This window comes from Pseudomonas sp. NPDC096925 (assembly GCF_044762545.1).
Classification (GTDB): Bacteria; Pseudomonadota; Gammaproteobacteria; order Pseudomonadales; family Pseudomonadaceae; genus Aquipseudomonas.
In genome coordinates this window covers 161,821-180,143 of sequence record NZ_JBIWEM010000007.1, presented here as the reverse complement: position 1 = coordinate 180,143, position 18,323 = coordinate 161,821, and the positions used below count along the sequence as shown (strand labels likewise).

General features: G+C 61.1%; 21 protein-coding genes and 2 pseudogenes. 12 read left to right on the top strand and 11 right to left on the bottom strand.

The window, feature by feature from the left end; all coding sequences use genetic code 11:
* Positions 1 to 3: 3 nt before the first annotated feature.
* From ACIQYU_RS19750 to ACIQYU_RS19740, 3 genes are read right to left on the bottom strand one after another with little or no spacing between them, the layout of a single operon-like run.
* The gene (locus tag ACIQYU_RS19750) at positions 4 to 153 is read right to left on the bottom strand and encodes a hypothetical protein (protein WP_402801862.1); all 150 of its coding nucleotides are present in this window, start codon (positions 151 to 153) and stop codon (positions 4 to 6) included.
* A 34-nt stretch (positions 154 to 187) separates the two neighbouring features.
* Complete coding sequence (locus ACIQYU_RS19745; protein ID WP_207837080.1) at positions 188 to 1,009, bottom strand: helix-turn-helix domain-containing protein; 822 nt, start codon at positions 1,007 to 1,009, stop codon at positions 188 to 190.
* Between the two features lie 2 nt (positions 1,010 to 1,011).
* Positions 1,012 to 1,260, bottom strand: coding sequence for a hypothetical protein (locus ACIQYU_RS19740; protein WP_233687455.1), 249 nt, complete (start codon positions 1,258 to 1,260; stop codon positions 1,012 to 1,014).
* 370 nt (positions 1,261 to 1,630) lie between these two features.
* On the opposite strand from ACIQYU_RS19740, the gene ACIQYU_RS19735 reads away from it, so the two are divergent.
* The gene (locus ACIQYU_RS19735; protein ID WP_402801663.1) at positions 1,631 to 2,557 is read left to right on the top strand and encodes a universal stress protein; all 927 of its coding nucleotides are present in this window, start codon (positions 1,631 to 1,633) and stop codon (positions 2,555 to 2,557) included.
* 27 nt (positions 2,558 to 2,584) lie between these two features.
* On the opposite strand, the gene ACIQYU_RS19730 is transcribed toward ACIQYU_RS19735, so the two are convergent.
* On the bottom strand, positions 2,585 to 3,133 hold the full coding sequence (locus ACIQYU_RS19730) for a GNAT family N-acetyltransferase (RefSeq protein ID WP_207837083.1): 549 nt from the start codon (positions 3,131 to 3,133) through the stop codon (positions 2,585 to 2,587).
* Positions 3,134 to 3,319: 186 nt separating this feature from the next.
* On the opposite strand from ACIQYU_RS19730, the gene ACIQYU_RS19725 reads away from it, so the two are divergent.
* The 5 genes from ACIQYU_RS19725 to ACIQYU_RS19705 all read left to right on the top strand — a co-directional run bounded on the left by ACIQYU_RS19725 (position 3,320) and on the right by ACIQYU_RS19705 (position 7,210).
* On the top strand, positions 3,320 to 4,246 hold the full coding sequence (locus ACIQYU_RS19725; RefSeq protein ID WP_087502220.1) for a universal stress protein: 927 nt from the start codon (positions 3,320 to 3,322) through the stop codon (positions 4,244 to 4,246).
* On the top strand, positions 4,237 to 5,604 hold the full coding sequence (locus ACIQYU_RS19720) for an MBL fold metallo-hydrolase RNA specificity domain-containing protein (RefSeq protein ID WP_207837085.1): 1,368 nt from the start codon (positions 4,237 to 4,239) through the stop codon (positions 5,602 to 5,604). Before ACIQYU_RS19725 ends, ACIQYU_RS19720 begins: the two co-directional genes overlap by 10 nt.
* 55 nt (positions 5,605 to 5,659) lie before the next feature.
* The gene (locus ACIQYU_RS19715) at positions 5,660 to 6,268 is read left to right on the top strand and encodes a hypothetical protein (protein WP_233687514.1); all 609 of its coding nucleotides are present in this window, start codon (positions 5,660 to 5,662) and stop codon (positions 6,266 to 6,268) included.
* 62 nt (positions 6,269 to 6,330) lie between these two features.
* Positions 6,331 to 7,035 (top strand): phosphoribosyltransferase, encoded by a 705-nt coding sequence (locus ACIQYU_RS19710; RefSeq protein ID WP_233694216.1) that lies wholly within the window; start codon positions 6,331 to 6,333, stop codon positions 7,033 to 7,035.
* Complete coding sequence (locus ACIQYU_RS19705; protein ID WP_241106609.1) at positions 7,028 to 7,210, top strand: hypothetical protein; 183 nt, start codon at positions 7,028 to 7,030, stop codon at positions 7,208 to 7,210. The genes ACIQYU_RS19710 and ACIQYU_RS19705 overlap by 8 nt, the downstream gene beginning before the upstream one ends.
* Positions 7,211 to 7,228: 18 nt before the next feature.
* Here ACIQYU_RS19705 and ACIQYU_RS19700 read toward each other — a convergent pair whose 3' ends face one another.
* The 3 genes from ACIQYU_RS19700 to ACIQYU_RS19690 form a co-directional block, all read right to left on the bottom strand.
* Positions 7,229 to 8,596, bottom strand: a complete 1,368-nt coding sequence (locus tag ACIQYU_RS19700) for an erythromycin esterase family protein (RefSeq protein ID WP_207837093.1) — start codon at positions 8,594 to 8,596, stop codon at positions 7,229 to 7,231.
* 94 nt (positions 8,597 to 8,690) lie between these two features.
* Positions 8,691 to 9,260, bottom strand: a complete 570-nt coding sequence (locus ACIQYU_RS19695) for a GNAT family N-acetyltransferase (RefSeq protein WP_233687452.1) — start codon at positions 9,258 to 9,260, stop codon at positions 8,691 to 8,693.
* 57 nt (positions 9,261 to 9,317) lie between these two features.
* On the bottom strand, positions 9,318 to 9,776 hold the full coding sequence (locus tag ACIQYU_RS19690) for a hemerythrin domain-containing protein (RefSeq protein ID WP_402801652.1): 459 nt from the start codon (positions 9,774 to 9,776) through the stop codon (positions 9,318 to 9,320).
* Positions 9,777 to 10,109: 333 nt separating this feature from the next.
* Between ACIQYU_RS19690 and ACIQYU_RS19685 the strand changes: the two are divergent.
* A pseudogene (locus ACIQYU_RS19685) lies at positions 10,110 to 10,232 on the top strand (transcriptional regulator FNR); the annotation flags it as partial.
* Here the strand turns inward: ACIQYU_RS19685 and ACIQYU_RS19680 are convergent.
* Positions 10,207 to 10,932 carry a hypothetical protein gene (locus ACIQYU_RS19680; protein WP_402801650.1) on the bottom strand — a complete coding sequence of 242 codons (726 nt, stop codon included), beginning with the start codon at positions 10,930 to 10,932 and terminating at the stop codon, positions 10,207 to 10,209. The pseudogene ACIQYU_RS19685 and the gene ACIQYU_RS19680 sit on opposite strands and share 26 nt — an antisense overlap.
* 194 nt (positions 10,933 to 11,126) lie before the next feature.
* Between ACIQYU_RS19680 and ACIQYU_RS19675 the strand changes: the two genes are divergently transcribed.
* A complete protein-coding gene (locus ACIQYU_RS19675) occupies positions 11,127 to 11,687 on the top strand; it encodes an Hsp20/alpha crystallin family protein (RefSeq protein ID WP_233687449.1) in 561 nt (186 codons plus the stop codon).
* Positions 11,688 to 11,804: 117 nt separating this feature from the next.
* Positions 11,805 to 11,949: pseudogene (locus ACIQYU_RS19670) on the top strand (universal stress protein); the annotation flags it as partial.
* Between the two features lie 15 nt (positions 11,950 to 11,964).
* Here ACIQYU_RS19670 and ACIQYU_RS19665 read toward each other — a convergent pair.
* Together ACIQYU_RS19665 and ACIQYU_RS19660 are read right to left on the bottom strand one after the other, a co-directional pair.
* Positions 11,965 to 12,924 carry a ribose-phosphate diphosphokinase gene (locus tag ACIQYU_RS19665; protein WP_402801648.1) on the bottom strand — a complete coding sequence of 320 codons (960 nt, stop codon included), beginning with the start codon at positions 12,922 to 12,924 and terminating at the stop codon, positions 11,965 to 11,967.
* 217 nt (positions 12,925 to 13,141) lie between these two features.
* Positions 13,142 to 14,131, bottom strand: a complete 990-nt coding sequence (locus ACIQYU_RS19660; protein ID WP_233694212.1) for a universal stress protein — start codon at positions 14,129 to 14,131, stop codon at positions 13,142 to 13,144.
* Between the two features lie 69 nt (positions 14,132 to 14,200).
* Here ACIQYU_RS19660 and ACIQYU_RS19655 point away from each other — a divergent pair, with 69 nt between their 5' ends.
* A complete protein-coding gene (locus ACIQYU_RS19655) occupies positions 14,201 to 15,097 on the top strand; it encodes a universal stress protein (RefSeq protein ID WP_402801644.1) in 897 nt (298 codons plus the stop codon).
* 1 nt (position 15,098) lies between these two features.
* On the opposite strand, the gene ACIQYU_RS19650 is transcribed toward ACIQYU_RS19655, so the two are convergent.
* The gene (locus ACIQYU_RS19650; RefSeq protein ID WP_233687446.1) at positions 15,099 to 15,674 is read right to left on the bottom strand and encodes a phosphoribosyltransferase family protein; all 576 of its coding nucleotides are present in this window, start codon (positions 15,672 to 15,674) and stop codon (positions 15,099 to 15,101) included.
* Positions 15,675 to 16,303: 629 nt separating this feature from the next.
* Between ACIQYU_RS19650 and ACIQYU_RS19645 the strand changes: the two genes are divergently transcribed.
* Together ACIQYU_RS19645 and ACIQYU_RS19640 are read left to right on the top strand one after the other, a co-directional pair.
* Positions 16,304 to 16,873 (top strand): acyl carrier protein, encoded by a 570-nt coding sequence (locus ACIQYU_RS19645; protein WP_207837158.1) that lies wholly within the window; start codon positions 16,304 to 16,306, stop codon positions 16,871 to 16,873.
* A gap of 11 nt (positions 16,874 to 16,884) precedes the next feature.
* Positions 16,885 to 18,159 carry a beta-ketoacyl-[acyl-carrier-protein] synthase family protein gene (locus ACIQYU_RS19640; protein ID WP_233687445.1) on the top strand — a complete coding sequence of 425 codons (1,275 nt, stop codon included), beginning with the start codon at positions 16,885 to 16,887 and terminating at the stop codon, positions 18,157 to 18,159.
* Positions 18,160 to 18,323 lie beyond the last annotated feature (164 nt).

Sequence of the window (18,323 nt, the reverse complement as noted above, 5' to 3'; positions counted from 1 at the left end):
GCCTCACGGCTGTGACTTGCCAACCAGCACAGGCCCGGCCAGCAACAGGCTGACGTAGCCTGGCAGGATGGTGATGGCGAAGGTCCTCAGGCCGGCGGCGGCATGATCTTCGTTGCGGTCTTTCCTGCGCTCGCGCTCGAGCCCCACCAGCATGCCGATGCTCAGCGCGACGGCACCATGGCTGACTTCACCGTGTCGAGCATGGCGCCTTCGGGGTGTCCTTGGGGCTGACTTCCGCGCCGCCTTGCTCGAGGGCTATCAAGGCTGGCAGATCGAGTATCTCGACGAGTCTGCCACGCATGCTGACGATGCCCAGCGCGCGCAAGCGGGCGACCGAGCGACACACGGTTTCCAGGCGCAAGCCCAGGTACGAAGCCATGTCTTCCCGGGACATGCGCAGCATGAAGCCGTGGGCAGAATAACCGCGGCTGACGAAGCGCCGTGACAACCCGACCAGGAAGCTTGCCAGGCGCTGTTCGGCGGTGAGATTGCACAGCATCAGCACCCGCTCATGCTCGCGCACGATTTCTCGGCTCATCAAACGGTTCAGGCTTTGCTGCAGGACGGGAAAGTCCCGCGCCAATGCCTGCAGCCGGCGATAGGGGACAGGGCACACCTCGCTGTCTTCCAGGGCAATGGCATCGCATACGTGATGCTCGGTGGCGATGGCGTCGAGCCCAAGTACATCGCCCGGCATCCAGAAATTGATCACCACGCCCTGGCCTTCGGCGCTGTTCAGGCTGGTCTTGAAGCTGCCGCAGCGCACGGCATAAAGCGTCGTCAGCGGATCGTTGGCGTTGAACAGTGCGGCGCCTTTGCGAATACGCATGCGCGGGCCGATCAGTGCGCCCAGGCAACTGTTGTCATGCACAGGCAGACCGGTGGGCAGGCACAGCCCGCTGACACGGCACTCTGTGCACAGGGTTGTTAGCGGTTTCAGGTGAATCGGGGTTGCCGGGTTCGACGCTGCAGGTTGGTCGAGCAAGGTCACCTTCAGTAGGCCAGTCATTTTCAGGCCTCCTTCGCGCATCGGAGATCTGCCTGGGCTGCCATCCCTGCATGGGCTTTGCCAACGCTGCCCATACCTGGGCGTGGTGACCAGTCGGCCAGCATGTCCCGCGAGTGGGGCGCGTTGAGGCGCGCATTCAACCGGTCGACAAAGGCTTGCGCTTCGGCGGACGTATTGAAGCTCACCCGGCAGTCGTCCATGCGGACCCACCAGCGGTTCTGCTGAGGATTATTTTCGACGTAGATGTTCATGGAAGCCTCCAAAAGCATGCATGAGCAAACCAACTGCAAATCCATGCGAAACGAAGGCATCCCTGCCGGCAACAGGGGTGTTCAGGGCGTGATGGCCATTTTCATCACGCTATCGCGCTGGTTGGCGAACGACCATAGGTGACTTCGATGGTTTTCATGAGCGCCATGGCACGCCTCCGGGGCATTCGATGATTGTTGTTGGTGTAGGGCCAGATTGCGCCGTTAACGGCCAGAAGCTTTGACCAGCATCAAATTTCCGCGCAGCGGGCGTTGCCGTTTGTCCGTCCAGTGGTTCAGTTGATAAACATCAAATCCGTCAGGTGCGGGTGATGGATGATCCAGGAACACTTCCCAACTGCTGAGGTGTGCCATGGACAACCCGCAAAGACTCCTGCTGATCGCCTCGCCCCTGATGCGGCGCACCCCGGCCTACGACCGTGCGGCTGCGCTGGCCAAGGCCAAGGGCATGGCCCTGCATATCGTTGCTTTCGACTATCTCGAAGGCCTTGCCACGGCGGGCATGGTCAACGACCAGGCGCTGGCTGTGATGCGTGAAGGTTATGTACAGCAACACCGTGCATGGCTGGAAACCCAAGCGCTTTCGATGCGCCGTAACGGGGGCACGGTCACCACCGAAGTGGTATGGGTGCAGCATCCGCTGGACGAGATCCTCGTCCACCTGCGCGAGCAGCCGTTCGCCATGCTGATCAAGGCCTTCGAGCATGAACCCTGGTGGGCGCGGGCGATGTTCACCTCGCTTGACATTCAGTTGCTGCGGGAAACCCGTATCCCCCTGCACCTGGTGCATCAGGCCAGCCACGCGCTGCCGCGCAAGATTCTGGCTGCCGTGGACCTGTCCCGCCCCGAGGACCAGTTTGAGGGGTTCAACGACCAGATCATCAGTGAAGCGCTGAAACTGGCACTACAGTGCAACGCTCAGATCGAACTGCTATACGCCTACGACCTCGGGTCCATGTACCTGGACTCAGGTGGCAGCCGCGAGCATTCGTTTCTGTTCGACTCCAACCTCGCCCAGACACTGCACGAGGCGCAAAGCGAGGCATTCCAGGCACTGGCCGAACGTAACGGTATCGCCGCCGAACACCGCCACCTGAGGCTGGGAGACCCGGCCAAGGTGCTGGCGCTGTTCATGGAGAACAATGATATCGATGTGCTGGTCATGGGCAGTTACCACCATCACGGCATTGGCTGGTTCATCGGCAGCACGGCGGAGCGGGTATTGCATCGATTGTCCAGCAGCGTGCTGGTGATTTCACCGGAGCATTCCAGAGGCTAGGCTGCAAGGCCCGAAAGGGCCTTGTTTTCAGGCGCGAAGGTCAAGTTCGTGAATGATTTCGCTGACATCGCCACCCAGGTAGCGTGAGCTGAACCCCAGTCCCTTGGTCAGCCGGTGCATGGCGTAGTTGTTCGCCAGGTCCCTGGAGATCATGCAGTGAAAGCCATTGCGCTTCGCGGCCGCGATCAGGTGCTGCATCAGCAGCCGGCCCAACCCCTTGCGTTGCCATTCTTCGTGTACGGCTATGGCGCATTCGCAGAGCCGGCTGCCGGGAACACTGGCATACCGACTGACCCCGATCTGCCGCAACTGGCCATCTGCATGGACCAAGGCAACGTAGGCTTCGCTCTGGTGATGATCCACAGGCATATGCTGCGCATCCAGGCTCGGAAGGCCGCCACTGAGGCCGGCGATGAAGCGGAAACGCCGTGCCTCGTAGGCGATCGTGCCGAGAAAGCGGCGGTCCCTTTCGCGGTCTTTCTCATCCAGCGGGCGGATCAGTACGGCAGAGCCGTCCGAAAGCTTTTCGATCCAATGCTCGCACGCGTCTGGCTGTTCAGTCTGCTGCCTGTTCATGTCGCCTCCCGGTCACCTGGTCGATGCTTGCTGCAGTGGTTGTACCGTGCTGGGCGGCGCCGGTTCTGACAATCGTCAAGTTCAGGCTCGACGGTGGTTTTTCTGATCTGCATCAAGCGCGAAGCGGCCCGTCTTCGGACAATCGCCTACATCATCACGCCAGCCGCGCAAGCCCGGAGGTTCACCATGGGTCAATATCGACAACTGTTGGTGCTGCTCACCGAGGTCGATCCGCATTCGGCCGCACTGCGCAGGGCCCTGGCCCTGGCGCATGTCAGTGGTGCCAGTGTGCATGTGCTGGGCTTGTTCGAACCGACGCAGGAGCACCTGCTGCGCGAAGAACGATTGAACGAGGCAGATATCCAGCGCCAGTTCGATCACTACCGTGTGCGGCTGGCGGGGTTGGTCGAGCGTCACCGTGGCGGCAGCATCGCCTTGACGGTCGACAGCCTGCAGGCGGACGACATCCGCAGCCAGGCCATCGACTACATCAGCGAACTGCAGCCCGATATGGTCATCAAGGACAGCGAAGCGACGCCAGCCATGGTGCGACTGTTCCGCACGCCTCTGGATTGCGCCTTGATGCGGGGTTTGAAGGGTGTCACGCATTTCGTGCCGGCGGCCGCGGTGTCGCTGCCCAAGCGCGTGCTGGTCGCCGTCGACACTTCTTTCAGCGAAACACCCGACGTCCAGGCGTCCTTCAACCGTGGGCTGATCCGTGCCGCGCAGGCGCTGGCGCTGCAATGCGATGCGCAGTTGCACCTGCTCTCGGCCTACAACCTGGCAGGCGTGTTCGCCTCGGACATGAACGTCACCCAGGCGTGGATCGATGAGATGCGCAGTGCCTTGAAGGAACCGTTCGACACCTTGGCGGACGCCGAGGGGGTCGCGGCGGATCGCCGCCACTTCATGGAAGGTGGCCCCGTGCATGTGATTCGCGAGCAGGTCGCTGCGCTGGACATCGACACGGTGGTCATGGGGGTCGTGCAACCCAAGGGCCTGGACAAGCTACTGGGCGACACTACCGAGCGCATCATCAGCCGTCCACCGTGCAGCGTCCTGGCGTTTCACCCGCAAGCGCTCGAAGCCCTGGAGCCCTGGCCATGCAACTGACATTTCTTGGTGGTACCGGGACCGTGACTGGCAGCAAGTTCCTGCTGACTCGCGACAGCAGCCGTGTGCTGATCGACTGCGGGCTGTTTCAAGGCTACAAGCAACTGCGTCTGCGCAACTGGGAACCGTTGTCGGCGGCGCTGAGCGCGCTCGATGCCGTGGTACTGACCCATGCCCATCTCGACCACAGCGGTTATCTTCCGGTGCTCGCGCGGGAGGGCTATACCGGGCCTATCTACGCAACCCCGGCCACTTGTGCCTTGGCCGAGATCCTGTTACTCGACAGTGCCCGGCTGCAGGAGGAGCAGGCCGAGCATGCCAACCGGCATGGCTACTCCAGGCATTCGCCGGCACGCCCGCTTTACACCGAACAGGATGCAAAGCGCGCCTTGGCACTGTTGCGCCCTGTGGCGCTGCATCAACCGATCATGGTCGCGCAGGGCATGGAGCTGCTGCTGCGTACGGCTGGACACATACTCGGCGCGGCGACGGTGCAGATCAAGGCCGATGGCCAGACCTTGGTCTTTTCCGGCGACCTGGGACGGCCACAAGACCCGATCATGCGTGCACCGGAACTGATCAGGACGGCAGATGTGCTGCTGGTGGAGTCCACCTATGGCGACCGCCAGCATCCAACCGAATCGACCGAGCAATTCCTGGCCCAGGTCATCAACCAGACCCTTCTGCGTCATGGCATCACCTTGGTGCCGTCGTTCGCCGTTGGCCGTGCCCAATTGCTGATGTACTACCTGTACAAGCTCAAGCGCGATGGCCTGATACCTGATATCCCGGTCTACCTCAACAGCCCGATGGCCACCGACGCAACCGTCCTGTACCAGCAGTTCAGGAGCGAGCATCGGTTGACACCGGAGGAATGCGCCGCAATGTGCAGGGGCACGCATATCATCCGCACGGTAGATGAATCCCGGCGTCTGGATCAGCTGCGTGAACCTGCGGTCATCATCGCCGCCAGTGGCATGGCGACCGGTGGGCGCGTTCTGCACCATCTCAAGGCGTTGGCACCCAACCCGCGCAACAGCATTCTGTTCTCTGGTTTTCAGGCCGGAGGTACGCGCGGCGCCGATATCGTAGCTGGCGCGCACAGTGTGCGCCTGCACGGTGAAGACGTGCCTATCCGGGCCCAGGTGCATGCGATGGATAATCTCTCTGCGCACGCCGATGCCGACGAGATCATGGAGTGGTTGCGCGGTTTCGCCCGCCCGCCACGCCAGACCTATGTCATCCATGGTGAGCCGCACGCCGCCGACACGTTGCGGCGGCGGATCAGCATCGAGCTCGGTTGGCAGGTGTACGTACCCGAGTACCACGAAACGGTTGCTATTGACCCAGTGCGCTAGCCTGGGCCGGGAGGCTGTCATGGATACACAAGCAAGGGCGAAACTGCGGGCCTGGATGCATCGGCCACGAGGTAGCCTGGGGGTGATCGTGGCAATCTTCGCATTGCTCGTCGTGGTAGCTGCCTACCGGTCGTTGAGCCCGAACTGGCGCCTGCCGATGCAACATCCACTTATGCTGCTGGCCTTGCTCGCCTTGTGCGTGGCGTTGGGGTGGGTGGTGCAGCGTGGCGTGAAACGCACGGTAGGCAAGACCATATTCAATGGCCAGGCCACGGGCTGGCAGGCTCGGCTTGCCTTCCTGCGCTCGGTCACCCAGGAGTCGAACGTGCTCTTGAGCATGTTGCTGCTCCTGGCGTTGCTCGCTGGCGGCACGCTTTGGCTGGCGGGGCGCTCGGTGGACCGTATCGTGGAGAATTGCACAGACAGCCTGCAGGCCCGGGTGAACACCCCTGAGGATGAAAAGCTCACGGCATTGGTCGGCAAGCCGGTGTGTACCTGCCTGGCGCAAACGTTTCTGGATCGCAATGGGGTAATACGCCTGGCCTTGTTGGAAACGCCGATGCGGGAAGTGAGCGCATACAAGGGGTTGACGGCAGACGACGAAAAGCGCTGCCTCGAGCAGTTCGACCTGCTGCCTGAAGAGGCCCGGGCGACGGTGCCTTGAATGGTAGTAGTGCTTGCCAGTAGCTGAAACGACAGGCGCCCGTCGCGGCGCGGGAGGTTTGCATGTCGCATGATCTTGCTCGTCGCACCCTGTACCCCGACCGTGCTGAAGCCGGTCGCTGCCTGGTGGCGTTGTTGAGCCGATATGCCGGACGGTCTGATGTGATCGTGCTCGCCTTGCCACGAGGCGGCGTGCCGGTGGCTTACGAGGTCGCTACCGCCCTCAAGGTTCGCCTGGACCTGCTGGTAGTGCGCAAGCTTGGAATACCATCGCACCCTGAATATGCCATGGGTGCGATCGCCGGGGGTGGGGTGAAGATTCTCAACGACGATGCGTTGCGGGCTTATCCGGTCGATCGCACCTTGCTGGAAAGCGTGGTTGCCAGGGAAACCCAGGAACTGATACGTCGCGAGCGCACCTATCGAGGTACCCGACCACCGCTTCGGCTCAAGGACCAGACCGTAATACTGGTTGATGATGGCCTGGCAACCGGAGCCTCGATGATGGCGGCCATTCAGGCGACACGGGCGTTGTCGCCTGTGCGTATCGTGGTCGCGGTGCCAGTCGCGCCACCGGAAACGCTGGAGGCCATGTGGGGCGAAGTGGACGAGGTGGTCTGCCCGCTGGTGCCTGAGCGGATGGTTTCGGTCGGCTACTGGTACCAGGACTTTCCCCAGACTTCGGACGAAGAAGTCATCGCGCTTATGGACAAGGCCGGGTTCGCGGAGTCCTCCAGGGTGCGTGCCGGGGAGGCTGAAGATGACTGAGGTGCAGCTGCGTTCGATGAAATGGCCGGGCGTAGAACTGCTGGCCGACCGACGGTTACCTACCGACACCCGTGCCTTGGTCATTTTTGCCCATGGCAGCGGCCGGCTGAGCGGCAGAAGCCAGTATGTGGCGGACATGCTCGCCAGTCGCGGCCCCCAAGCCTCTTCCCCCTGAGGCTTGCAGGCCGGATATTCAGACGCCGAACGGATAGGTTTCGTCTTCCGGCTCGAGATGCTGTTGTTTCGGCAGAGGCAGGGCGTTGACCGGCTGGGTCTGTTCGATCCAGAGCATGGCATCGAATTGCTCGGCCAGCACTGCTTCGAAGTAATGGCTCAGCCGTTCGCTCTCCGGTCGGTAGATGACGCCGATCGCGCGCTCGAGCAGTGGCATGGACAAGATGCGACGCAACTCCTTGCGCTGTGGGTCTCGCCAGTCGGTCAAGGAAGCCGGTACGCCTGCCAGGCGGAACTGGTGCTCCCAGCTGTCCGACCGCGAAGGGCGGATGTCCTTGATCAGCATGTCGCCATCCCAGTCACTGGCGGCGGCCACTTGACCGCGATCAGTGGCCATGCCGATCAGCACGGCCTCCCGGCCAAAGGCGTTGCGGCACAGCTGACCGATGTTGAACTGACCTTTCCAGCCCATTTCCGTGGCATCTGCGTTGCCGATGTGGGAGTTGTGTGCCCAGACCACGGCTTTGGCGTGTGGCCCGCGATGTTCCAGCAGTGCGCGCAGGGTATCGAACATATGCCGGTCGCGCAGGTTCCAGGAGGCAGTCGAGCCTCGGTAGATCGCGCGGTAATATTGCTCCGCAGCGATGATCACCCGTGCGTTCTGGGTGGCATTGAAGAACGCTTCGTCGTTGCGGATCAGGCCCGACAGCTGTTCGGCCAGCATCACATTCAGCTGTTCAACCACAGGCTGCTCGCACGGCATGACGCCACCGCGTTCGACGAAGTGGCCGTACAGGGCCGGGTCATCCTGCCAGGGCGTCAGGCAACCATAACGGCGGCGCGCTTCGCGAGCCAGGTGCGGATCTGCCCGGTCCAGAAAGGCCAGCACTTCATGAATGGAGTTGCGCAGGCTGTAGACGTCCAGGCCTCTAAACTCGACGCGGCGCTCGACGGCCAGCAGGCGATTGTGTCCATGCAGCCAGTGGGAGAATGCCTTGACCTCGCTGTTGCGCCACATCCAGGTTGGGAAACGGCTGAAAATATGGCGCTTCCATGCCGAATGGGCCAAGCCCCGCACGTACTGGTCGACGTGTCCGGCATCCGGCCAGTCGGCTTCGACGGCCACGATGTTGAATCCGTGTTGTTCGATCAGACGCCGGGTAATTGCTGCACGGGCGCGATAGAACTCGCTGGTGCCATGGCTTGCCTCGCCCAGCATCACTACACGGGCGTCGGCGTAGCGGTCGAACAGCGCAGCGAATGCGGGGGAGTTCAGGTCGGGCAAGGGTTCGGCGAATTGATGCAGCAGGGGGGCGATCTCAGCGCTGTCGACCTGGCATTGCTTGCCGTAGAGCTTTTCCATCAGTTTCCGCGAGTTGCTGTTCATGGATACCCTCCTCGTGCGGATATGGCCGGAGGTCGTGAGGCTTGAAGCGGCGGGGCAGCACGGTGGCTGCCCCAGGCGCTGGCGCAACGGCGCTTCAGGTCAGGTTGAGGCGATGGATGACCTGGGCCGGATCATCCGGATCGGTGCTGGTGGTGAATCCTGCCGCCTTGGCCAGGTCGCGCATCGCCAGGTTGGCGGCTGAGTCGATCGAGTACATCTGCCGCAGGCCCTTTGCCCGGGCATGATCGGTCAGGTGCTTGAGCAGCAGGCGGCCCAGGCCATGGTGCTGCCAGCTGTCGAGCACCGTCACGGCGCATTCGCATTCATCCTTGCCGGCAATGGCGGCATAACGCGATATGCCCACCTCCTGCAGCTCGCCGTCCACATGGGCGAGGGCGACATAGGCGGCTTGTCGGTCCTGGTCGACCGCCATCAACTGGTCGAGCATCGCCTCACCGGGCTCCTTGATCTGGCACAGGAAGCGAAAATGCCGCGACTGCGGTGACAGCCGTTCGATGAAGGCCCTCTCGCGCTCCCGGTCCTTGGCTTGCAGCGGCCTGATCAGTACATGGGTGCCATTGTCGAGGGCTTCGATCCAATGTTCGCCCGCAGGCTTGGGAAACGAGGGGGCGGTATATTGACGGGAAGTATCAGCAGGAGCCATGGCAGTATCCTCGTGTGATGGAGATGGGGCGGTTGGACGCTTGAATATGCACTCCAGTTAGTGCCATTGATGTTTTATTTCCAGCCATTGACTGTTTGAAAGCCATTTGTCTGCAGCTGGAAAGAATATGTTTTCCTCCGACTCCATGTGGTCGTAATATTTTTCGATGTAGTCATCAACAGTGTCAGCGATTACTTTCGTGTTTTTTGTTGTAGCCGCTAATGTATTCAATTGCACAGCAATGCGCGCAAATGCCTGGTGATCTCGCTCGATATCCAGGATCCGCGGGTGGATCGGCGCCTCCGTGGCTAGCAAGGCTCGCCGAATGATTTCTTCATTCTCATGGTGGTGCCGCTCTGCATTACTGTGCAAGGCCTCCAACATCTCAAACAAAAGCTTACAGTCATCAGTACCATCGGGCTCATGCTTTAGCTTTTTCAGCAATTTCCTGATCTGGCTTATCTTGTTGGCCATGTCATGATGATAGGCGTGAAGTTCGTTCAGTAAGGTATTCATGACAAATCCTCTTCACGTTACCAGACAATGCAGACTTATAAGGTTGCCAGTCATGCTCAACGACAGGGCTCACTGATGCGGTAGTCGCTCAGTAAGCGCCTCACCCGCTTCGACGGCCGGCAAACCACAGGGGCCTTCAGGTAGAAAAACGGGTTGAAGGCTGTCCACGTCGAGCATGAGGGCAGCACATTGGCCTGACTTGATCTCGATCAAGCTTTAGTAGGGCACAACCATGCCCCTTGGTCAGTTGCCTCAGAAACTTCGGGCGAAGCGGCTAGCGTTCATAGAGCCCGCAAGAAGAAGCGCAGACATCGTCATGTCAGGCCCTGAAGAACTGTCTCCCGGCTGTTCAGCCGGTTCAATCAGGCTGGGCTCCTGCAATGTGTTGGCCGGGAGGTCCGACTCATCGATCAACAAGGCCTGCTCAAGCTCAGTCGGATGGAGGAGCCGAATTGAGGGCCTCGAGAATCCTGTCATAACGTTGCACAGGCCCATTCAGAGGAAATTGACAACTCCAGGATGGACGCGACACATGGTCTGCCCGCAACCAGATACGCTGTATCGGGACCCCTTTTTGCCAACAGATGCGCGCGGCATGCCTTGCCACCAAGGACGGCGCGCAGCAGTAGACAGTGTCCGGCTTGAAATCCTCCAGCTGTTCAGTCAGTTGAATCCAAACGCTTCTGCTGTTGCGTGGCACCGAGGTAAACGCTGAGATCCATGGCTGACATTCGGCGGGCAGGTGCTCCTGCTCAAAGCTTTCGTGCAACAGCCTCACCTCTACCCAAGGTAGCCAACAGCGAACCTCATCCAGTGTGCAAAGTAGCGCCAAAACCCCCTCGCCGTGAGTGATAGCCAGCAGTCGCACACTCTGCAAGGGCACCGGCCAGGCGCTGCCCAGAGGCCCTGAGTACTCCAGCAGATCTCCGACCTGCAATGTCAGGAGGCTGCGGGTGGCGACCATGAACCGACCCGCTGCGCCAGGCATGCTGATGTAGTTGCAGGTCCAGCGCTGGGTTTGATTCGCCAGTTGGCAATACTGGCCTGGCATCGCCTCGCTGCGTTGCGGGTTGCACAGCATCAGGCGAAGGTACTGTATGCCGGGCCCCGGCAATGTTTCCAGCAAACGGACACATTCACTGTGATCCTCGTCCATATGCGCCTCGAACAGGTTTGGGCGGGCCACGCTCCATATAAGCTAAGCCCCTGCGATGGCAACACTTTGATCAGGATCAAACCGACAGATGATGGTGGCCGCATTCTGATTGATAAAGGTCAAACGTGGGCTTGCCTGCCAGCGCAAGATCGAGGTGTCACCCAGTGAGGCATTACTCATTCGAGGAGGTCGCCATGTCCGAAACAGCCAAGAAAGTACCTGTCACACCCGCTGCCACCCAGCCCACCAAGGCTTCGCCACCAAGCACCGAGCCATCGGACTTGTGGCGTCCATTCCAGCAGTTGCGGCGACAGATCGACAGTTTGTTCGACGATTTCGGGCGCCGGCCACTACGCATGCCGTTCAGCCACACGCCGTTCGATGTCGAGCCATTCTGGCGCCGTGAGCTGTTCAGCCATGGCATGCCGGCGATGGATATCAGCGAACTGGCCGATGAGTTTTGCATCAGCGCCGAACTGCCTGGTGTGGACGACAAGGACATCGAGATCAAGCTGGTCAATGGCAGCGTTGTGATCCGCGGCGAGAAGCAGGAAGAAGTCGACGAAAAGCGCAAGGAATACCACCTGTCGGAGCGCCACTACGGCAGCTTCGAGCGGGTCTTCCAGTTGCCCCGTGAAGTCGACGCTGAAAAGATCACGGCCCAGTTTGCCAAGGGCGTGCTGCTGGTGCACTTGCCCAAGCGCGCCGAAGCGATTCACCCTGAAAAAGTGATTCCCATCACAAGCAGCAAATGAGCGACCCGACCGCGTTCAGGAGCATGGACGCTCCCTCCTCGTATTTCAGTGGAACGGTGCTCCCACCAACTGCCCCTGGTGACCTTCGCAAGCCGTTCACTTGTGGCACCGGTCGCCGATTTCAAGGCGCTGGCCGACCGCTACGGTGCGCCGGCCGAACGCAGGCACTTCCTGTTGGGCCGCCAGGGGGCTGGACCGACTGTTTGGCAGCAGCACGGAGCATGTGTTGTACCAGATACCCTGCAATATCCTGGCGGTGTAGGGCCATGCGTCGGGGTCATGCGCCGCAGCCCCGGCGGTTGGCAAGCAACTCGGCGACCAGGGCACTGGTATCGACGATATCCAGCTGCTGCAGGCATCGCACGGGCAGGCGAAAGGGCGCGATGCTGTCGGCAACCAGTACCCGTTCGAACACACCGCTGTCGAATAGCTCGCCACCAGTGGTGAACAGGCCATGGGTGGCAGCGGCCAGCATGCGCCTGGCTCCGGCCTGCCGGCAGGCCTGGGCAGCGCGCAGCAGTGTCTGCCCCGTGCTGATCAGGTCGTCGAACATGATGACAGTGCTGCCTGCCACGTCACCCACCAGGTGTTCGCCGCTCAGGCCCGCCTGCTGGCGGTGCTTTTCCATCATGGCCACAGATACCGGGCGTCCCAGCAGGTCCGCCAGAGCCTGGCGAAACTGCTCGGCGCGTTTGATGCCGCCAATATCCGGCGACACGACCGTGACTGTCTGTTCACCGAGCAGCGGGGCCAGGTGTTGGGCGAATAGCGCGGTGCATTGCAGGTTCCAGCTGGGGATTCGGTAGGCGTTGTCGAAGGCGCTGGGATTGTGTACGTCCAGCGCCACCACGCGGTCGACGCCGCAGCTTTCCATCAGGCAAGCCACATGGCGGGTGATGGTCGCATCCTGAAACTCTACCTTGCGGTCCTTGCGGCCATAACACAGGTAAGGCGTGACTGCCGTCACCTGGCTTGCACCGGCGTCCTTGAGCGCACCACAGAAGAACAGCAACTGGCATAGCTTGTCGTGTGCGCTGTGGTGCGCATCGCCATAGAGCGAGTGAAAGACGATGACCGCTCGACCGTCGACCGATTCGCCAGGCCAGCACTTGTGTTCTCCGTCCTCGTAGTCGCGCTCTTCATGTGCTGACAGTGTCCGGCCCAGGCGTTGCGCCACGGCATTCCCATAGGCCTGGCTGCCTCGCAGGGCGAACAGTAACGGCGGTGTGTCATTCATGCCCTGCGCTCCATTGGTCGTACATAGCAACATAAGCTGCGTTGGACTGGGGGGGTTGACGTTTATCAAGTCGAGCATAGCCAGCAGTCGGACACTGGGCAGGCCAGAGCATGCCAAGGCCTGCGCACCTAAATCTGCACCGAGAGTATGCCAATGGACAAGTACCAGAAAAGCCACAGCGACAAACTGGAGGGCGTGAAGCCAGACGGCTGATCGCTCAACCGTGGATAGCCAGAATGCTGGAGTGAACCTTGTACAGGGTTTGCTCTGTAGTACTGCCAACGACCTTGCTCACCCCCTCGTGGTAGAGCGTACCCATCACCACCACATCGAAGCCATGCTGGTTCGCGTAGTCGCTGACCACGTTACGGGCAGCACCTCGCACCAGGTGCAGATGATCTGCCTTGATGCCGTAACGGCCGCCGAACGTCGCCATGCGCTCGCGCGCGCGACCAGATATTTCCTCTATCAGCTTGTCAGTCCAGGCCACGGGTGCGGCGGCATAGGCAACGAAGCTGGTGCTGGGTTCATAGGCCTGCAGCAGATGCAGTTGCGCCTTGCATCGCTGTGCCAGTGCCTGTGCCGATTGCAGGATGTGGTCGTTGAGCCTGTCTATCACCGGGTCGTGCTCGACAAGATCCACGGCGACAAGTATGCGCGCTGGCAGCCTGGTTTCAGCCTGGGCCACCAGGTGCATCGGGATCGGGCAACGGCGCAGCAGTTGCCAGTCCAAGGGGGTGAGCAGGGCACGGCTCAAGGCGGTTTCGTGCCTGATGTCCTTGATCATCATTTCCACCCGGTGCAGTTGGGCCAGCCGGATCAAGTCCTTGAGCGGGTCTTCATCGTCCAGTGTCTCGGCGTAGGCGGTAATGCCCAGTTCGCCCAGCGCCTTCACCTGGTCCGCGAGCCAGGCCTTGCGGTGCTCGGCGTCCTGCTTGCGGGCATTGCTGCGCAGCACCTGGTCCAGGGTGGCCAGGCGTGAGGGCAGTTGACTGAGCACCACCAGGTGCAAGGTGGCGCCTGTCATACTGGCCAGCGCCTGAGCACGCGTCAGGGCAGGCGAGGGGTGCAGGTCTGGATGGCAGATCAGTAGCAGTCGCGAGTAAGCGTTCATGATGGCCTCCACGGCGATGGCAGCCTCGATGAAGGCCCACCGGTACAGGTCAAGGGTGACGCAGTGGGGTTTGATGGCCTTGATATTTATCAAGATTGGCTGAGCGGCAGCTTCGATAATGACAGCGGTGCGGCACCCCATATTCGCGCCAGGAGGTGGCTGATGAGCCTGTACCGCCGGATTCTTCTGGTCATGACCAAGGTCCAGGCCCATGCCGCGATGCATCGGGCCATGGCATTGGCTCACGCCTCAGGTGCCTTTTTGCACGTACTGGGCATCCACACCCCCACTGAACCTGGCCTGCCCGAGCCAGGGCAGCAAGCTTCACAACCTTCAGCCGCGTTCGCGCACTTCAGTGCCGGGCTCAAGGCTTTGCTCGACGAGCAGGCGCCCGCAGGGTTGCACACCACCTTCGAAGCGCTGGAAACCTCCACGGCGCGTGACCTCGTACCGGCGTGTATTGCTCGCTTTGCACCTGACTTGGTAATCAAGGGGCTCCCCGCCAGTCCGGTACTTGGCCTGAACGACAAATCCTCGGTTGACCATGTGTTGCTGCATACCAGTCAGGTGCCATTGCTGCTCGTACCTGCCGAGGCCAGGGCCATGCCCATGCCCGCGAACATACTGGTGGCCGTGGATGTGGCCAAGACGGACCTTGCGCAGCAAGCGCTGAACCATGCGCTGGTGGAGGCAGGTCGGCAACTGGCGAGCCCATGCAACGGCCAGGTCCATCTGCTGTCGGTCTATGATTTGCCGTTGGCCATGCTGGCCAATCCCGACCTTGCAGCGCCATGGGCGGAGCAGGTGCGCGAGTCACTCCAGCTACCATTCGATGAACTGGCCGATATCCATGGCATTCCCTATGCGCAGCGCTACTTTATCGAAGGTGCGCCGCTGCGCGTTATTCAGTCTCTCGTTCCCACGCTGAAGATCGATGTGGTGGTGGTCGGCGTGGCGCAGCCCAGACGTTGGGCCAAGCTGATCGGCGATACTACCGAACGGCTCGTCAATCATGCCCCGTGCAGCATTCTGACAGTCAGGCCCCCGTCAGCGGGTTGATTCAGGCGGTATCGCCGGCTCGGCCGTGGCGAATCACTTCCACGCTGAAATCCGCTTCGAAAGGCGGCACATGACATTCGACGATGTCCTGCTCGGCGACTTGCAGGTGTATACCCACGATATGTGCATGCACGGGTTGCCGGCAGGCGTGACGGTCGACGAGCACCGCGCTGAGTACCCGTCGCGCCCCAAGCTCAGCCAGGTAAGCGCTGGTGCGCAGCAGGGAGTGCCCTTCGTACAGCACGTCATCGACCACCAGCAAGGTGGTGTCGGCCAGATTCAGGTTGGCCAGTTCAGGGTTCTCGGTGAGCTGCGTATGGGCATGCAGGAGGCTGAGGTCGTCGGCGTAGCGCTTGACCTTGATCGGGTAGAGCGGCAGTGGCGCGGCACCACCGGTCAGTTGTTGCAAGTGCAGTTGCAGGCGACGCGCCAAAGGCTCACCTCGGCGTTGAATTCCCACCAGTACCAAGGGTTGCGCAGGCATCAGCGCCAGGGCCTGATATGCCATTGTACGCAGCACGCTATCGAGATCTTGTTCGTCATACAGGCGAAAGCGTGAGGGAGCGGGGCGGTTCATGATTCTTGTCCGTAGCCGGCCAATGGTTATTGGCAACTTACGCTGCCACCGCCAGTTCGACTTGATAAAAGCCAAGCACAGGTCAAATCCACGACGATGCTCGCGGTCGATGTCGAGGGCATTGGGCTGGCATCGCCCGATGCGCAGCGGCCTTGCAGGTTAATTACCTCAACTGTTGACCTAAGATCACTTCTGCCGCCTTTGGGCTCGCCGCGCCACGGACGCAGTAATAGCGCTGACGATCGGCTTGCCGCTGACCCTGGTCGCCGGCTGGCTAGCTGCGTGGCTGATGTTCCACGCATGCCCTGGTCGGAAATGGCCAGCGCCGTAGCGCTTCTTGCGGGATCGGCATCCGCGCTGTTTCTGCTCTCCCTCGATCACGCGACCCAATGGCGTGCAACCCACCGCTGGGCCATCTGGCTGTTGCCTCTGGCCGGCTTTGCGGTGGGGGGGTATCACCTGTTCGGCAGGCCAGTGAACGCGGCAATAACCTACTGAACGATGGCACGTTGACTCTCCCCTTAGGGGGAGACTTTAGACTCCCGGCCCTCGATAGACCTGGCCTGAAAACAGCTTTTTTGGCCCGATGACTTTATTCATTCAATGCGGCTTTTGTAGGGAAGCAATCAATGAACAATCCGTTGGAATTGGACAGCGTTATCAGCAGTACACAGGAGATTCTTGCGCAGTTGCTGGTGTTGGATAGGGGCGACGTGGCAGAGCACAGCAGTATCGTTGACGACCTCGGCGCCGACTCGCTGGACATCGTCGACCTGAGCTTCCAGCTGGGCCGTCAGTACGGTTGCACCTTGCCGAAAACCAGCGTGCTGGATCACGCGGTAGCGGTGTTCGGCGACGCCAGCCGGTTTGTCGAAAATGGCCGAATCACGCAGGACGGCGTGGCCTTGCTGGAGCACAGCCTCAGCGCTTATGCGCCGGGCCAGTTGCACGCGGGCATGCAGCCGGGCGATGTCTTCTCGGCCACCACCGTGCGTAACTGGGCGCAGCAGTGCCATAACGTTTTCAACTACCTCCCCGAGACCTGCCCGGAGTGTGGCGCGGTTCATGCCCTACTCAATGAACGCAAACAAGTGGTGTGTGGCGGTTGCAGTGCTCGCCTGACCCCTCTGGACGGTGACTCGATCTCGCGTCTGTTGGTTGAGCAGTACGCGGCCACCCAGTTGAAGGCTTCGGCGTAGGGGTTGCCTTGATGCAGGCCAGAGAGGTTCTGGTCACCGGCTATGGCCTGGTGGCTCCCACGGCACTGGATGCGGCCTCGCTGTTCACGACGATCTGCGAAAACCGTTCCTGCATTCGCCAGCACCCGGCGTTTGTCGAACTGGGGTTTGCGAACCCGGCGGCCGGATTTATCGATGAGCAACAATGGCAGGTCATCGCGGCGGCCTTTCCGGGCGATCTGCAGACCACCTCCCGCCAGGAATGGCTCTCGCATTACGTGGCCCGTCAGGCGCTGGCCCATGCCGGGTTGGCCGATGGTGCATTTGCCCGAGTCGCCAGCGGCATTTTCGTTGGGGCCAACAAATATTGCGCGAGCGGTGATTTGCGGGACGCCAGCCGTTACATGGACGATCAGGGGCGGGTCGATCTCGACCAGTACCTGGATAACCACACCCTCAGCGGTGGGGCGTTTGCCCGGCGGGTTGATCAGCAAACCCGCCATCTCGCCGAATGGCTGGGTGTACGTGACCATATCTCCACACATTCCGATGCCTGTGCCGCCGGCACCATGGCCATCGGCAGCGCCTATCGAGCGATCGCCCGTGGCGAGATCGACCTGGCGTTGTGTGGCGCGGTGGAGTTGATGGCCCATGAATTGTCCTACTACAGCTTTGATGGGCTGGGCGCACTCTGCCAGCGAGTGGACTTTTCCCCACAAGAACAGAGCCGGCCGTTCATGCCGGACCGTTGCGGTTTTGTGCTGAGTGAAGGGGCGGCGCTGTTGGTGCTGGAATCCCGCGAGCATGCCGAGCGTCGTCAGGCCTGTTCGCTGGGCCGGGTGCTGGGTTACGCGAATCTGTGCGAGGCAGAGAAGATCACCTCCAGCAGCCGCGACGGCAGCAAGTATGCCGCCTGCATGACGGCGGCCCTGGCCGATGCCGAACTGACCAGTGCGGCTGTGGACCATGTGAATGTTCACGGTACGTCGACACAGGCCAATGACCGTTGCGAGGCCCTGGGCCTGGCGCAGGTCTTCGGCGAAACCCTGGAGCAGATGACGTTCACCGCCAACAAATCTGCCGTAGGGCATTCGTTGGCCGGCAGTGGTGCCATTGAGGCGGTGCTGTCGTTGATGAGCATTCAGTTGGGCGTGGCCTTGCCGACCCTCAATTTCCAGCCGGAAAAATCCGAATTTCCAGAGTTGAAATTCCTTTGCGAACCGTTGCAGCAACCGATCAATGTCGTGCTCTCCAACTCCTTCGGGTTTGGTGGCGTGAACAGTTCGTTGGTGCTGGGCAGGGCATGACATGATCAGATCCAATTCAACCGCTGTTTATATCACCGCTGCGTCGGTACTCAACGCCGCCGGTACTGAATGTGCGTCCCGTGACAGTCAACCTCCGGCCGCGCAACCGCTGGATTTCGACCCGGCACGCCTGGCCCATTGTGTCGCAGCGCCCGCCTTGCCGG

What these genes read in the sequence shown, in the direction of transcription:
- ACIQYU_RS19750 (WP_402801862.1), bottom strand. Translation starts at nt 153, where the DNA reads ATGCTGGTGGGGCTCGAGCGCGAGCGCAGGAAAGACCGCAACGAAGAT.
- ACIQYU_RS19745 (WP_207837080.1), bottom strand. Translation starts at nt 1,009, where the DNA reads ATGACTGGCCTACTGAAGGTGACCTTGCTCGACCAACCTGCAGCGTCG.
- ACIQYU_RS19740 (WP_233687455.1), bottom strand. Translation starts at nt 1,260, where the DNA reads ATGAACATCTACGTCGAAAATAATCCTCAGCAGAACCGCTGGTGGGTC.
- ACIQYU_RS19735 (WP_402801663.1), top strand. Translation starts at nt 1,631, where the DNA reads ATGGACAACCCGCAAAGACTCCTGCTGATCGCCTCGCCCCTGATGCGG.
- ACIQYU_RS19730 (WP_207837083.1), bottom strand. Translation starts at nt 3,133, where the DNA reads ATGAACAGGCAGCAGACTGAACAGCCAGACGCGTGCGAGCATTGGATC.
- ACIQYU_RS19725 (WP_087502220.1), top strand. Translation starts at nt 3,320, where the DNA reads ATGGGTCAATATCGACAACTGTTGGTGCTGCTCACCGAGGTCGATCCG.
- ACIQYU_RS19720 (WP_207837085.1), top strand. Translation starts at nt 4,237, where the DNA reads ATGCAACTGACATTTCTTGGTGGTACCGGGACCGTGACTGGCAGCAAG.
- ACIQYU_RS19715 (WP_233687514.1), top strand. Translation starts at nt 5,660, where the DNA reads ATGCATCGGCCACGAGGTAGCCTGGGGGTGATCGTGGCAATCTTCGCA.
- ACIQYU_RS19710 (WP_233694216.1), top strand. Translation starts at nt 6,331, where the DNA reads ATGTCGCATGATCTTGCTCGTCGCACCCTGTACCCCGACCGTGCTGAA.
- ACIQYU_RS19705 (WP_241106609.1), top strand. Translation starts at nt 7,028, where the DNA reads ATGACTGAGGTGCAGCTGCGTTCGATGAAATGGCCGGGCGTAGAACTG.
- ACIQYU_RS19700 (WP_207837093.1), bottom strand. Translation starts at nt 8,596, where the DNA reads ATGAACAGCAACTCGCGGAAACTGATGGAAAAGCTCTACGGCAAGCAA.
- ACIQYU_RS19695 (WP_233687452.1), bottom strand. Translation starts at nt 9,260, where the DNA reads ATGGCTCCTGCTGATACTTCCCGTCAATATACCGCCCCCTCGTTTCCC.
- ACIQYU_RS19690 (WP_402801652.1), bottom strand. Translation starts at nt 9,776, where the DNA reads ATGAATACCTTACTGAACGAACTTCACGCCTATCATCATGACATGGCC.
- ACIQYU_RS19680 (WP_402801650.1), bottom strand. Translation starts at nt 10,932, where the DNA reads ATGGACGAGGATCACAGTGAATGTGTCCGTTTGCTGGAAACATTGCCG.
- ACIQYU_RS19675 (WP_233687449.1), top strand. Translation starts at nt 11,127, where the DNA reads ATGTCCGAAACAGCCAAGAAAGTACCTGTCACACCCGCTGCCACCCAG.
- ACIQYU_RS19665 (WP_402801648.1), bottom strand. Translation starts at nt 12,924, where the DNA reads ATGAATGACACACCGCCGTTACTGTTCGCCCTGCGAGGCAGCCAGGCC.
- ACIQYU_RS19655 (WP_402801644.1), top strand. Translation starts at nt 14,201, where the DNA reads ATGAGCCTGTACCGCCGGATTCTTCTGGTCATGACCAAGGTCCAGGCC.
- ACIQYU_RS19650 (WP_233687446.1), bottom strand. Translation starts at nt 15,674, where the DNA reads ATGAACCGCCCCGCTCCCTCACGCTTTCGCCTGTATGACGAACAAGAT.
- ACIQYU_RS19645 (WP_207837158.1), top strand. Translation starts at nt 16,304, where the DNA reads ATGAACAATCCGTTGGAATTGGACAGCGTTATCAGCAGTACACAGGAG.
- ACIQYU_RS19640 (WP_233687445.1), top strand. Translation starts at nt 16,885, where the DNA reads ATGCAGGCCAGAGAGGTTCTGGTCACCGGCTATGGCCTGGTGGCTCCC.